Raw genomic sequence first — 14,304 nt, forward strand, 5'->3', positions numbered from 1 at the left:
ATGAAGCAGCAGGGCGTGCACGCAGAGGACGCGCAGGGCGCCTCTGACGCCGCGGCGCGCCCGGACATCCCCGACGAGCAACGGGAGGAGGTGCACATAGACGAGGTCGAGGGTGACGAACCCCTGCTCCCCGCGCGCGTGCACCGGCCCTCCGACCTGATGCGGCTGATGATCGGCGTGTTCGCCGTCATCGTGCTCCTGGGCATCGCCGCCTTCGCCCACGGAACCACTTCCGGCCTCGAACAGGACATCAACAAGGGCACCGGACAGGCGCCCGACCTGCTCATCAAGATCGCCGGCCTGGCGTCCAGCATCGCGATCCTGCTGGTCCCGGTCGCGTTCGCGATCGAGCGTCTGATCAAGCGGGACGGGCTGCGCATCGCCGACGGCGTGCTCGCCGCGGTCCTCGCGCACGGTGTGACACTCGCCACCGACCTGTGGGTCGCGAAGGCTGCTCCGGGCTCCATCCAGGAGGCGCTGACCCAGCCCTCCCCGGGTGACATCCACGCCCTGACCGACCCGGTGCACGGTTACCTCGCACCCGTCATCGCATACATGACCGCCGTGGGCATGTCGCGTCGCCCGCGCTGGCGCTCGGTGCTGTGGATCGTGCTGCTCCTGGACGCCTTCTCGATGCTCGTCACCGGCTACACGACGCCGTTCTCGATCATCCTCACCGTGCTGATCGGCTGGACGGTCGCGTACGGCACCCTGTACGCGGTCGGCTCGCCGAACGTGCGGCCCACCGGGCGGACGCTCATGGCGGGTCTGCGGCACGTCGGGTTCCGCCCGGTGAGCGCCTCCCGCGAGGAGACGCCGGACGCGGCGGAGGGCGACCGGGGCAGACGCTACTTCGTCACCCTGGAGGACGGACCGCCGCTGGACGTGACCGTCGTCGACCGGGAGCAACAGGCGCAGGGCTTCTTCTACCGCGCGTGGCGCAACCTGGCCCTGCGCGGCTTCGCCACCCGCAGCAGTCTGCAGTCGCTGCGCCAGGCACTGGAGCAGGAGGCGCTGCTCGCCTACGCGGCCATCGCGGCCGGCGCCAACGCGCCGAAGCTGATCGCGACCTCCGAGCTGGGGCCCGACGCGGTGATCCTCGTCTACGAGCACACCGGCGGCCGCACCCTCGACTCGCTGGCGGACGAGGAGATCACCGACGACCTGCTGCGCCACACCTGGCACCAGGTGCGGGCCCTGCAGTCACGCCGCATCGCGCACCGCCGGCTCGCCGGTGACGCGATCCTGGTGGATCGTTCCGGCACGGTGATCCTCACCGATCTGCGCGGCGGCGAGATCGCGGCCGGCGACCTGCTGCTGCGCATGGACGTCGCCCAGTTGGTGACGACCCTGGGCCTGCGGGTGGGGGCCGAGCGCGCGGTGGCCTCCGCGGTGGGCGTGCTCGGGCCGGACGCGGTCGCGGACTGTCTGCCGATGCTCCAGCCCATCGCACTGTCCCGCTCCACGCGCGCGACGCTGCGCCGCCTCGCGCGCGAGCGCGCGCAACGCCAGCGGGAAGCGGTTCTCGAGGCCTCCCAGCAGGCCAAGCAGGCCCGCGCGGAGGCGGCCGAGGCCGACATCGAGGCCGCCGTCGCGGAGAAGCCCGGCAAGAAGGCCGTGCGCGCGGAGGCCCGGGCCGAGAAACGGGCCATCGACGAGGCGCTGGAGGGGGCGCGCGAGGAGGACCTGCTGACGCAGATCCGCCATGAGGTGCTGCTGATCCGTCCCCAGGCACCGGTCGAGCCCGCCCGGCTGGAACGGGTGCGGCCGCGCACCCTGATGAGCTTCATCGCCGGTGCCATCGGCGCGTACTTCCTGCTGACCCAGCTCACCCACATCGAGTTCGGCCCGCTGATCGCCAACGCCGAGTGGGGCTGGGTCGCCGCGGCCGTGCTGTTCTCGGCCATGAGCTACGTCGCAGCCGCGATGAGCCTGCTGGGGTTCGTGCCGGAGCGGGTGCCCTTCCCGCGGACCGTGGCCGCGCAGGTCGCCGGGTCCTTCGTGAAGATCGTCGCGCCGGCCGCGGTCGGCGGCGTCGCCCTCAACACGCGCTTCCTGCAGCGTGCCGGGGTGCGGCCGGGACTCGCGGTGGCCAGCGTCGGTGCCTCACAGCTCTTCGGGCTCGGCTGCCACATCCTGATGCTGCTGTCCTTCGGCTATCTGACCGGCACCGAGAAGACGCCGTCGCTGTCGCCGTCCCGCACGGTCATCGCGGGTCTGCTCACGGTGGCGGTGCTCGTGCTCGTGGTGACGTCGGTGCCCTTCCTGCGCAAGTTCGTCTCCACGCGCGTGCGGTCGCTGTTCGCGGGCGTCGTGCCGCGCATGCTGGACGTGCTGCAGCGGCCGCAGAAGCTGGTCACCGGCATCGGCGGGATGCTGCTGCTCACCGCCTGCTTCGTGATGTGCCTGGACGCCTCGATCCGCGCGTTCGGCGACGAGTCGACCTCGCTCAGCATCGCGAGCGTCGCCGTCGTCTTCCTCGCCGGCAACGCGCTGGGCTCCGCGGCGCCGACGCCGGGCGGAGTCGGCGCGGTCGAGGCGACCCTGACGGTCGGCCTGATCGCGGTGGGGCTGCCCAAGGAGGTAGCCGCGCCCGCGGTGCTGCTCTTCCGACTGCTGACCCTGTGGCTGCCCGTACTGCCGGGCTGGCTGGCCTTCAACCATCTGACCCGCAAGGGCGCCCTCTAGACCCGGATTTCGCACATGCCTCGTTCGGTTGGAACGAGGCCCGTGCGGTGTCTGGTTGTCGGTCTGGTCGTTGATGTGATGTGTCGATGATTTCGCGTGCCGAGCGGTCGCGGGTACGTCGCCCACGGATGAACGTGGAGATCGCACCTGTGGTGGAGAGACGTCTGGGCGCTCTGCCTGCCTCTGCCGAGTTTCTGCGCCGGCTGGACGTGGCCCGGATCGTCGACGAGCTGTGCCCGGTGCGCGATGTCGCGCATCTGACCCACGGGCAGGTCGTCGAGGTCCTGGTCGCCAACCGGCTGTCTGCGCCCGCGCCACTGGTGCGGGTCGGCGACTGGGCACGTGAGTGGGCGGTGGAGGAGGTCTTCGGAATCGAGGCGGACCTGCTCAACGACGACCGTATCGGCCGCGCCCTGGACGCCATCGCGCCCGAGCTGGAACACATCGTCGGCACGGTCGGTGCGAGCGCGATCGCCGAGTTCGGCATTGATGTCTCGCGCCTGCACTGGGACATGACCAGCATCTCCCTGCACGGCGCCTACGAGACCCCGCAGGAGGAGTTCCCGCAGGTCAAGTACGGTCATCCCAAAGACCGCCGGGCTGATCTCAAGCAGATCCAGGCCGGGATCGCGATCTCTGCGGACGGCGGCATTCCCGTCTTCCACCGTGCCTACGACGGTGGGGCCGGCGAGGTCTCCCAGGTCGTCGGGGCGATGACGGCCCTGCGCGAGGTGGCCGCACCCCGCGAGTTCTTGATGATCGGCGACTCGAAGCTGGTCTCCTACTCCAACCTCCTGGCCATGCAGGAAGCCCGAGTGAGGTTCATCGCCCCGGCGCCTGCGGCCAGGATTCCCGATGGCCTGTTCGCCGGTCTCGACACGGCCCGGGCCCGCCCGGTCGACTACACCGCCGGACGAGACGCGGCAAAGCCACCCGCTCAGCGTGGCCAGTACCGCGTGCTGGAGGACACCCAGACCCTGGCTGGTCCGCGCAAGCGCGACCCGGCCATCACCGTGCGCCGGATTCTGGTCCACTCCAGCGCCAATGCCCAGGCCCAGCAGGCCGCCCGCATCCGACGCCTGGACAAGGCCCGTGAGGAACTGGACAAACTCCAGCGTGCCTGCGGCGGCCGGCACTACGCCACCGCCCAGAAGGTCACCGCCCGGCTCGGCGTGATCACCAGCAAACGCCGCATCGGCTCCTGCCTGGTCACCTCCATCACCGTCGATGAGAGCGGACGACCTGCCCTGACCTGGTACTACGACCAAGAAGTCCTGGCCGTCGAAGCCGCCGCGGACGGCTGGTACGCGCTGCTGAGCACCCTCGGTCCCGCAGAGGCCGACGCCGCCGAGGTCCTCATCCGCTACAAAGGCCAGCCGGTGATCGAGCGCCGCTACAGCGACTTCAAGGGCCCGCTCGCCGTGGCCCCGGTCTTCCTGCACCACAACCGGCGCATCGCCGCCCTGATCACCGTGATCTGCCTGGCCCTGCTGGTGTTCTGCCTCATCGAACGCCAGGTCCGCCAAGCCCTGGGCGGCGACCAGACCATGCGCGGGCTCTACCCCGACAACCGGGCCCTGCGCCCGACCGGACGCCTGATCCTCTACCACCTCGCCGACCTCCGGATCCGGGCCGGAACCGCCACCGACCCGCCAACCATCCTGATCACACGCGCCGTTCAAGCCCACCTGCTCGAACTACTCGGCATCGACGAAACCCGCCCACGCTGGCTGGACACCTCAAACCCCATGTGCGAAATCCGGGTCTAGACGGGCTCCGACAGCCGTACCCCCGGACGGCCCGCGTCCCGCGCGCGTGCCCGTACGCGACCTCAGGATGGGATCATGCCGCTCCCCTCCTGCCCGCGTGCCGCCGCCGTGACCGCCACCGCCGTGCTGTTCGCCTCGCTGGTGGCGGGCTGTGCGCAGGACGCGCGGGCCGGGGATCTGACGGAGCAGAAGCTGAGCTGGAAGGGCTGTCCCGCCCCGTCCCGGTCGGAGGGCGGCGGCAGCGCGCCGTCTGCGCTGCCGGACGGCGACCCGTGGGAGTGCGCCACGATGAAGGCCCCCCTCGACTGGGACGACCCCGAGGGCGACACGATCGACATCGCGCTGATCCGGGCCCGAACGAGCGGCGACCGGAGCCGGCGCATCGGCTCGCTGATCTTCAACTTCGGCGGGCCCGGCGGCTCGGGCGTCTCGGCCCTGCCCGCCTTCGGCGACGAGTACGCGACCCTGCGCACCCGATACGACCTGGTCAGCTTCGACCCGCGGGGGGTGGGCCGCAGTGCCGGTGTGCGGTGCGAGAACGACCAGCAGCTCGACGCGTACTTCCAGCAGGACGCCACCCCCGACGACGCCGCGGAGCGCACCGCGCTGCTGGACAACACCAGGAAGTTCAACGCGGCCTGCGAGAAGAACTCGAAGAAGATGCTGCCGCGGGTGCGGACCACCGACGCGGCCCGCGACATGGACCTGATGCGCCAGGTGCTCGGCGACGACCGGCTGCACTACTTCGGCATCTCCTACGGCACCGAACTGGGGGGCGTGTACGCCCATCTGTTCCCGAAGAAGGTGGGACGGGCGGTCTTCGACGCGGTCGTCGACCCGACCCAGACGTCCGAGCAGGGCTCGCTCGGGCAGGCCAGGGGTTTTCAGCGCGCGCTCGACAACTTCGCGAAGGACTGCACGTCGAAGACGCGGGACTGTCCCGTCGGAGACACCGCGCAGGACGTCGAGGCCCGCATCGCCGATCTCCTCGATCACCTCGACGCCAAGCCCATCCCGGGGATCTTCCCGCGCGTCCTGACGCAGAGCGCCGCGACCAACGGCATCGCGCAGGCGCTGTACTCGAAGGACTTCTGGGAGTACCTCACCGAGGGCCTGGAGCAGGCCTACGACGGCGACGGCCAGATTCTGATGCTGCTGTCCGACCTGATGAACGGCCGTAGCGAGAACGGCGAGTACAGCAACATCGCGGCCGCCAACGTCTCCATCAACTGCGCCGACGACAAGCCGCGTTACTCGACCGCCTACGTGGAGAAGAAGCTGCCGCGGTTCCGGGCGGTCTCCGCGCTGTTCGGCGACTTCATGGCCTGGTCGATGGTCGGCTGCACCGACTGGGCCGTGCACGGGGCCGCCGACCACCCGGACGTGAGCGCACCCGGGGCCGCGCCGATCCTCGTGGTGGGCAACACCGGCGACCCGGCGACCCCGTACGAAGGGGCGCGGAAAATGGCGGAGGCGCTGGGCCGGGGTGTCGGGGTCGAGCTGACGTACAAGGGACAGGGACACGGTGCCTACGGCGCCAAGAGCCCGTGTGTGCAGCGGGCGGTGGACGGCTACCTGCTGAACGGCAGGACCCCGGCCGCCGGGACGGTCTGTTCCTGACGGCGGCCACGCGAAGGGCATCGGATGCCACGCACCCGCCGAACGCGCAAGGTCCGTCGGCCCCACCGCACCCGCCGCGACACCACCGCCCTCGATCGCACGATATGTGCAGGTCAAAGGGTTATCCACAGGGTCGGACGGTCGGGGCCCAGGACGCCTAACATGGCCTGAAAGCCGTCCGCCACCGAGCGTGGACGGCCTGCGAGGGGGAGGCGCGCATGGCGCGATTCGCACGGTGGACGGCGTGGGGAGCCGCCGTCGCACTGCTGGCTGCGGGCTGCGGCGGCGGCGCGTCGGGCGACGGGGCGGGCGACAGGGGCGGTACGACCGACGCCCGCCCCCCGGCCGGCTCCGCGTCGGCCACCCCGTCGGCAGTCCTGCCCGCCGCACTGACCGGGCAGACACTCGCCTGGGGCCGGTGCGGGGCGACCGCGGACTCATCGGCGCCGGGCGACGACTGGCGGTGCGCCACGCTGAAAGCGCCACTGGACTGGTCGAAGCCCGGCGGCCGTACGATCGATCTCGCCCTCGTGCGCGCCAGGTCCCGCGCCGGGAGCGGCGACCGCATCGGTTCGCTCCTGTTCGACTTCGGCGGCCCCGGCGCCTCTGGGGTGTCCATGCTCCCCTCCTACGGCTCGACGGTCTCCTCGCTCCGCGACCGCTACGACCTGGTGAGCTGGGACCCACGCGGGGTGGGCGCGAGCGAGGGCGTCCGCTGCCGCAGCGACAAGGACATCCAGGCCGCCGAGTCCCTCGACGCCACCCCTGACACCCCGGCCGAGGAGCAGGCGTTCTTTCAGGACGCCACCGCCTTCGGCGAGGGATGCCGGAAGGCCGCGGGCACACTGCTGGCCCATGTGTCGACCACCGACACCGCCCGCGACATGGACCTGATGCGCCAGGTGCTCGGCGACCGCAAAATGCACTACTTCGGCATGTCGTACGGCACCGAACTGGGCGGCGTGTACGCCCACTTGTTCCCGCAGAACGTCGGCAGGCTCACCCTCGACGCGGTCGTCGACCCGAGCGCCGACGCGGTCGGCCACGCCCAGAACCAGGCACGCGGCTTCCAGCGGGCGCTGGCGGACTACCTCGCGTCGACCGGCCAGGACCCCGAGAAGGGCAGCATGAGGATCGCGGCCCTGCTGGACCGGCTGGACACCCACCCGCTGCCCGGGTCGGACGGGCGGGAGCTGACGCAGGCGCTCGCGGTCATCGGCATCGTCCTGCCGTTGTACAGCGAGGCGGGCTGGCCGAGGCTGACCAGCGCTCTGGAAGCCGCGCAGGCCGGGGACGGCTCCGCGTTGCTGGGGCTCGCCGACCGCTACAACGAGCGGGACTCCTCGGGGCGCTACGGCACCACGGTCCACTCCCAACGGGTCATATCGTGCTTGGACGACCGGCAGCGGCCGACCGCGCAGGAGACGAAGCTGCTGGTGCCGCGGTTCGAGAAGATCTCGCCCGTGTTCGGGGACTTCCTCGCCTGGGACACGGCCGGCTGGTGCCACGACTGGCCGGTGGCGGGGCAGTACGACACGCCGGAGGTGAGCGCGGCGGGCGCGGCGCCGATCCTGCTGGTCGGCACCACCGGGGACCCGGCGACGCCCTACGAGGGTGCGCGGAAGATGGCCGACGAGCTCGGCAAGGGCGTCGGTGTGCTGCTCACCTGGAAGGGCGAGGGGCACATCGCGTACGGGAGCGGGAGCTCGTGCGTCGACTCGACGGTGGACGACTACCTGCTGAAGGGAGTGGTCCCGCGGGACGGCACGGTCTGCTCATGACGGCGGCGGGGGCTTCGCGCACTCCTGGTGCGCGAAACCCCCGCCGGTCACGCCGGGAGACCCGCCGGGTCTGCCGGGCCTGGCGAACGCCCGGGTCAGTAGACCGGCTTGCTCGGTTCGATCTGGTGGACCCAGCCGATCACGCCGCCGCCGACGTGTACGGCATCGGAGAAGCCCGCGGACTTCAGCACAGCGAGGACTTCCGCACTGCGGACACCCGTCTTGCAGTGCAAGACGATCTTCCTGTCCTGCGGCAGACCCTCCAGGGCGGTGCCCATCAGGAACTCGTTCTTCGGGATCAGCTTGGCGCCCGGGATGGAGACGATCTCGTACTCGTTCGGCTCGCGGACGTCGATGATCTCGATGCTCTCACCGTCGTCGATCCACTCCTTGAGCTGCTTGGGAGTGATCGTCGAGCCGGCCGCCGCCTGCTGGGCCTCCTCGGAGACGACGCCGCAGAAGGCCTCGTAGTCGATGAGCTCGGTGACCGTCGGGTTCTCGCCGCAGACCGCGCAGTCGGGGTCCTTGCGGACCTTGACCTGGCGGTACTGCATCTCCAGGGCGTCGTAGATCATCAGGCGTCCGACCAGCGGCTCGCCGATGCCCGCGAGCAGCTTGATCGCCTCGTTGACCTGGATCGACCCGATGGACGCGCACAGCACGCCCAGCACGCCGCCCTCGGCGCAGGAGGGGACCATACCCGGCGGCGGGGGCTCCGGGTACAGGCAGCGGTAGCAGGGACCGTGCTCGGACCAGAAGACGGACGCCTGGCCGTCGAAGCGGTAGATGGAGCCCCACACGTACGGCTTGTTCAGCAGCACGCACGCGTCGTTGACCAGGTAACGGGTCGCGAAGTTGTCGGTGCCGTCGACGATCAGGTCGTACTGGCTGAAGATGTCCATCACGTTCTCGGCCTCGAGCCGCTCTTCGTGAAGGACCACGTTGACGTACGGGTTGATGCCGAGGACGGAGTCACGGGCGGACTCGGCCTTGGAGCGGCCGATGTCGGCCTGGCTGTGGATGATCTGCCGCTGCAGGTTCGACTCGTCGACCTCGTCGAACTCCACGATGCCGAGCGTGCCCACGCCTGCGGCGGCCAGGTACATCAACGCCGGCGAGCCCAGGCCGCCGGCGCCCACACAGAGCACCTTGGCGTTCTTCAGCCGCTTCTGCCCGTCCATCCCCACGTCGGGGATGATCAGGTGGCGGGAGTACCTGCGGACCTCGTCTACGGTGAGCTCGGGGGCCGGCTCGACCAGGGGTGGCAGCGACACGGGGACTCCGTTGGTCGGTCAGTCATGACGGTTGTTCTCCCCGTAACAGTGCCATGGCCATTTTCATTCCGAGACACCTGTTCCGATCCGCGAGACGATGTCGTCCCAGTAGCCGGGCATGGTCTCCCAGGGGTCGCGCGCGCCGCCGCGTTCGGTGCCGTCCGTGAACCAGATCGTCGCGGCGCCCTGCCAGCGGGCGATGCGCAGCGCCTCGTCGAGATGCCCACGCGGCACGCCGTGCACGAAGTGGCAGAAGCGCTCCGGCGGATGCTCCGCCGTCCACTCGGCCACCTGCGACCAGCGGTAGTCGCTCCAGGGACCGGAGAAGGTGACCAGTTGGTCGGCGAGCTCGACGTAGCCGGGGTGCGGGTGGACGCCGTGGTCGAGGACGACATGGGGTGCGTCGTGGAGCGTGCGCAGGGCGCCTGCCGTGCGGCGCAGTGCGGGCAGCGTGCCGCGGTCCGCCGGGGAGCGCTCCAGGAGGAAGCCGTCGACCTGGTACCAGTCGAGGTAGCGCTGCGCTTCGGAGATCACCTCGGCGAAGGCGCGGGCCCCGTACAGCGCGTCGATGCGTCCGAGGACCCGGACGCCCGCGTTGCGCAGCCGGCCCGCGGATTCCAGGCAGCTCGGGTCGGGGCGCGAGCCGGGGCCGTCGGAGACGTCCAGGGCGACCCAGTGCAGAGGTCTGCCGGGCCGGGCGAGTTCGCCCCACTCGCCGGGGGCGACCAGGGGATGCGCGAGGCCCGGGACGCCGAGCCCGGTGCGGACGTCGGTGATGCCGGGGTGCGCACTGCCCGCCGGGGTTCCGGTCAGATACGACATGCCGCCTCCATCCAGATGTCGGCGAGGGATTCCTCGAGGTTGATCCGGGGGCGCCAGCCGAGCCGGTCGCGGGCGGTGCGCACGTCGGCCTGCTGCCAGCTGCCGCAGCCGTCCGGGTACGGGTACGCGACCGGGCCGCCGTGGTCGGTCTCCAGGCGGGGGTGGCCGATGGCGGGCCTCAGGAGGCCGCCGGGCGGGCCGTCGAGTTCGTGGAGGGCGCCGCCGTATCCGGCCACGCGCGCGAGGATCGCCGCGGCGTCGCGCAGCCGGACGGCGCGACCGGAGCCGATGTTGATGACGCCCTGCGCGGCGGAGAGAGAGGCGGCGTGCACGGCTCGGGCCACGTCACGGACGTCGACGAAGTCCCGCTGCGTGCCGAGACCGCCGAGCTTGAGCTCGCCGTCGCCGGACTGCATGGCGCGGCGCATGGCCTCGGCGAGGCGGCCCAGCGGGGAGCCGGCGGGCGTGCCCGGGCCCGCGGGCGAGAACACCCGGAGCACGACGGCGTCGAGTCCGGAGCCGAGGACGAGTTCGGTGGCGGCCAGTTTGCTGACGCCGTACGGACCGCCCGGCCGGGGCACGGCGTCCTCGGCCGTGGAGGATCCGGGCTGGCTCGGGCCGTACTCGGCGCCGCAGCCGACCTGGACCAGTCGGGCACCGCAGCCGCTGCGGCGCAGGGCCTCGCAGACGGTGGCGACGGCGACGGTGTTGTGCCGGGTCAGCTCGCGGGCGCCGCCGCGGGTGGCGCCCGCACAGTTGACGACGACCTGGGGGTGGACCGCGTCGAGGAAGCGGGTGAGCGCGCCTGGGCTGCCGGACGCGAGGTCGAAACGGACGTCCGCGTCGTCGCCCCGGCCGAGCGCGGTGAGCTGGACGGCGGGGTCGGCCAGCAGACGGTCGGCGACGAAACGGCCGAGGTAGCCGTTGGCTCCGATCAGCAGCACCCTCATCGTGCGGCTCCCGGAATGTGCGCCGGGGCCGGAGTTGCCGGGGCCGGGGCGCCGGCGACCGCGGGTGCCCCGGTGGCTGCGGTCGTTCCGGATCGGGAGGTGGTCATCTGGTCTCTCCTTCAGGGGTGTGGCGATGGGCTGCGACGGAGTGGGCGGGAGCGCGGACGTCGTGCGGTCGGGGCACGGTGGGGGGTGCGCTCCGCGGGGTGGGCGCGGCGGCCGGCGGGCGTGGGCTCGCGTCAGCACGGCTGGTCCGTTCTCGCGTGGGCCGAGGCCCGGGTCAGTGTGCGGGCGGCGTGGACCAGCAGGGCCAGGGCCGCGCTGCCGCAGACGAGGACCGGAACGCCGTCCGGTCCCCAGGCGGTGGCCAGGTCGTTCACGGGCACGGCCAGGAAGCCGCAGCCGGGCAGACGGCCGGCGAAGACCGATGCCGGTGCCAGCGCCTCGGCCGCACCGGCAGCGCCGAGGACGACCGCGGGGGCGTGGGTGACGCCGTGCACGATGAGGAGGCGGGCCAGGAAGAGGAGGCCGCCGAGCGTGAGGACGTGGCCGTATCCGGCGGGCTCGCCCAGGACGGCCGCGCTGACAGCGGTCAGTGCGGTGAGCGCGCCCAGGAAGAGAGCGAGGACACCGAGCAGCAACGGCTGCACGGCGGCGGCGAACTCGTCGAGGCCGCGGCTGGTGTCCAGGCGGCGGCGGGCACGTGCGGCGAGAAGGTGGGCGCACCATGCGGCGGGCGCGCAGGCAAGAGTGAGGGCGAGCAGCGGCGCGGCGGCCACCGGCCAGGGGCCGTCCGCCGTCCCGTCGGGCAGGCCGTCCGGACCGCCGCCGACGGCGGCGCGCAGGAGGCTGTCGCCGAGGGCCGCGTAGGCGAGGAGCCAGCAGGTCCAGGCCTCCGTCCGGTGCGGTCCGGGGTGGGCGCCGCGGTGCGGGCGCAACGGCCCCCGGCGCAGCGCCCCGTGCACGGCGAGGACGACGGCGAGGAGGCCTGCGGCGGCGACGAGGAGAGAGGTGCGCCCATGGGTGAGACGCACGCCGGTCACGGTCGCGGCGCACAGGACGCCGGGCAGCAGGGTGAGCAGCGCCCAGTCCAGGCGGGGTCGCGGAGCGGCGGTGGGCGCGGTGAGCAGCGGTGTGTCCCCGTCGCGCGGGACCCTGGCGTACATCTCCTCGGCGAGGGAGAAGACGTCCCGGTGCCGAAAGCGTGCGGCGGTGCGGTCGGTGACGCCGTGGGCCTCCAGGCCGGCCGCGATCTCCAGGGGGTCGACGGCCCGTTCGCACAGTTCGCGGTGACGGTGCATCAGGGTCTTCACCGGGTCCACGCCGCCACGGCGGGGCACGGCCGGCCCCGGACCGCCGGCCGCCGCGACCTCGTGGACCAAGGCACGGGAGCGGGCCCCACCGGCATCACCGGCACCGTGAGCGGCGCGCGCGTCGGCGCGACCGGGGACGCCCACCGGGGCCCCCTCACCGGCACCCTCACCCTCACCGGCAGTAGAGCCGGCGTCATGGGGTGCTCGCGGTCGGTCCAGGCGGTCCGGTCCGTCCAGCCCGCTCATCGTGCTCCCTCCGTCGCGGCGACCGGCGAGGCGTCCCGGGCCTGCGGATCCGTCGCCCAGGCCGGCCCCGGCCGGGCGGTGACCGGCGTGCCCGGGCCGGTCCACAGGCCGGGCAGACACTCCTCGGGCGGGACGGCGAACGGTCGGGGTTCGCCGTCGTCGTCGAAGAGGAACCGGCGCATCGGCGCCTGGGAGACGAGTTCGAGGTAGATGCCGTGGAACGCCGTGACGTTCTGCTCGACCGTGAACAGTTCAAGGGCGCGGGCGCGGGCCGCCGCACCCAGGCGCGCACGGCGTTCGGGGTCGCGCAGCAGCGCGACGCAGGCCTCCGCGAGCGCCCGCGGATTGCGCGGCGGGACGACCAGCCCGGTGCCTCCGATGACCTCGACCACCGCGCCGACGTCGGTCGACACGGTCGCCCGTCCGCAGAGCATCGCCTCGACCAGGCCGACCGGGAAGCCCTCGACGACGCTGGACAGGACGACGACCGCCCCGGCCGCGTACGCCTCGGCGAGGGTGGCCGACTCCGGGCCACCGATCTCCTCGAAGGAGACCGGGTTGTCGCCGACGGCGTGCGGTCCGTCCGCCTCGTCGGGGAAGAGCTGGGCGGCCAGCATCCGGCAGTGGCCGAGGTAGGCCCGGCCCTCCTCGCCGGACGCCGCGCCGATGATCCGCAGTCGGGTGCGGGGCTCCTCCTTGCGGACCTCCGCGAAGGCGTGCAGCAGGGACACCAGGTCCTTCGCCGGTTCCACCCGGCCGACCCAGACCAGCGTGTGCGGGTCGGCGGTGTCCGGGGAGTCGCCCACGGCGAAGCGGGACGTCTCCATGCCCGGGTAGACGGTGCGCAGTTTGGCGCGGTCGGCGCCGCACCGCTCCTGCCAGCGGCGGGCGTGCGCGTTGCCGGGCGTGACGCACGCGGCCTGCCGGTAGACCTCGGCCGCGAGCCGGCCGTGGAATGCGGCGAGCAGGCCGCGCACGGCGGGAGCGGGCACGAGGGGAGCGGGCACGACGGACGGCGCGCTCCCGGGACCCACGGGTGAGGTGCCGTTTCCCGAGCTCAGGTAGTGCGTGCGCAGTCTCACCCCGTACTCGGTGACCAGGAGCGGCACGTCGAAGAAGTGGCGTGCGAGGAGTCCGGGCAGGGCGGCCGCGCCGCCGGACGCGGCGTGGCAGACGTCGACCGCGCCGAGGCCCCGGCCCCCCTCGTCGCCCTGGTCGTCGTACCAGTCGAGCGACAGGGGGCGCAGGGCGCTTTCGAGGTGTGCGGCCACGGCGAGCAGATCGGTTACGCGCGCCTCGCGCGCGGGGCGCAGCGCGCCGGGCGCGCGGCAGGCCCGCTCCAGGGCGCGCACGGCGCCCTCCGAACGGAGTGCTCCCACCAGACCGCCCTCGTCGCGGGCGAGTTCGGCGAGGCCGTAGAGCGCGGTGGCGAAACGGTCCGCCTTCGGGGTGGGACCGGCCTGCGAGCGGGCGGTCGCCTCCGGAGGGTCTCCCTCGCACAGGGCTGCCGCCAACTCCCCGTAGAACTCGGCGAAGCGCCGGCGCGCCCGGCGGCCGTGGACCACCCCGTCGTCCTGTGCCGTCCACAGCGGCGCGGTGCGCACCCGGCTGACCTGCGGCGGCAGCGCGACCCAGCCGGCGTCCTCCTGGGCTGCGCTCCGACTGAGCGCGTACACCTCGAACTGGTGGTGCTCGAGCCCGCGCACGAGCCGGTCGCACCAGAGTCCGGCGTCACCGCTCACATACGGATAGCCACCCTCCGTCAGCAGTCCGATGCGCACGCGCACCCCCGATCTCCCGTTGGGTGAGCCGTCGTTGACCCGGCGGCTCGCAGCGGGAAG

Annotated in this window: 9 protein-coding genes; 4 read left to right on the forward strand and 5 right to left on the reverse strand. The window is 72.5% G+C overall.

Annotated features, from left to right (window positions below):
* The 4 genes from C6376_RS03375 to C6376_RS03390 all read left to right on the forward strand — a co-directional run bounded on the left by C6376_RS03375 (position 1) and on the right by C6376_RS03390 (position 7,858).
* Positions 1-2,688 (forward strand): lysylphosphatidylglycerol synthase transmembrane domain-containing protein, encoded by a 2,688-nt coding sequence (locus C6376_RS03375; protein ID WP_107442020.1) that lies wholly within the window; start codon positions 1-3, stop codon positions 2,686-2,688.
* A 149-nt stretch (positions 2,689-2,837) separates the two neighbouring features.
* Positions 2,838-4,457 (forward strand): IS1634 family transposase, encoded by a 1,620-nt coding sequence (locus tag C6376_RS44975; protein ID WP_254075823.1) that lies wholly within the window; start codon positions 2,838-2,840, stop codon positions 4,455-4,457.
* A 75-nt stretch (positions 4,458-4,532) separates the two neighbouring features.
* Positions 4,533-6,077, forward strand: a complete 1,545-nt coding sequence (locus C6376_RS03385; protein ID WP_107442022.1) for an alpha/beta hydrolase — start codon at positions 4,533-4,535, stop codon at positions 6,075-6,077.
* Positions 6,078-6,295: 218 nt separating this feature from the next.
* A complete protein-coding gene (locus C6376_RS03390; RefSeq protein WP_107442023.1) occupies positions 6,296-7,858 on the forward strand; it encodes an alpha/beta hydrolase in 1,563 nt (520 codons plus the stop codon).
* 95 nt (positions 7,859-7,953) lie between these two features.
* Here C6376_RS03390 and moeZ read toward each other — a convergent pair whose 3' ends face one another.
* The 5 genes from moeZ to C6376_RS03415 all read right to left on the reverse strand — a co-directional run bounded on the left by moeZ (position 7,954) and on the right by C6376_RS03415 (position 14,244).
* Entirely contained in the window at positions 7,954-9,132 is a 1,179-nt protein-coding gene (gene moeZ, locus C6376_RS03395; RefSeq protein ID WP_107442024.1) for an adenylyltransferase/sulfurtransferase MoeZ, read from the reverse strand.
* Between the two features lie 63 nt (positions 9,133-9,195).
* Positions 9,196-9,954, reverse strand: coding sequence for a spherulation-specific family 4 protein (locus C6376_RS03400; protein ID WP_107442025.1), 759 nt, complete (start codon positions 9,952-9,954; stop codon positions 9,196-9,198).
* On the reverse strand, positions 9,942-10,904 hold the full coding sequence (locus C6376_RS03405) for an NAD(P)-dependent oxidoreductase (RefSeq protein ID WP_107442026.1): 963 nt from the start codon (positions 10,902-10,904) through the stop codon (positions 9,942-9,944). The genes C6376_RS03400 and C6376_RS03405 overlap by 13 nt, the downstream gene beginning before the upstream one ends.
* 239 nt (positions 10,905-11,143) lie before the next feature.
* Positions 11,144-12,463, reverse strand: coding sequence for a hypothetical protein (locus C6376_RS03410; RefSeq protein WP_173985573.1), 1,320 nt, complete (start codon positions 12,461-12,463; stop codon positions 11,144-11,146).
* Positions 12,460-14,244: a DUF3492 domain-containing protein gene (locus C6376_RS03415; protein WP_107448753.1), complete on the reverse strand. Its 1,785-nt coding sequence runs from the start codon at positions 14,242-14,244 to the stop codon at positions 12,460-12,462. The genes C6376_RS03410 and C6376_RS03415 overlap by 4 nt, the downstream gene beginning before the upstream one ends.
* Positions 14,245-14,304 lie beyond the last annotated feature (60 nt).

This window comes from Streptomyces sp. P3 (assembly GCF_003032475.1).
In the GTDB taxonomy this organism is placed as follows: Bacteria; Actinomycetota; Actinomycetes; order Streptomycetales; family Streptomycetaceae; genus Streptomyces.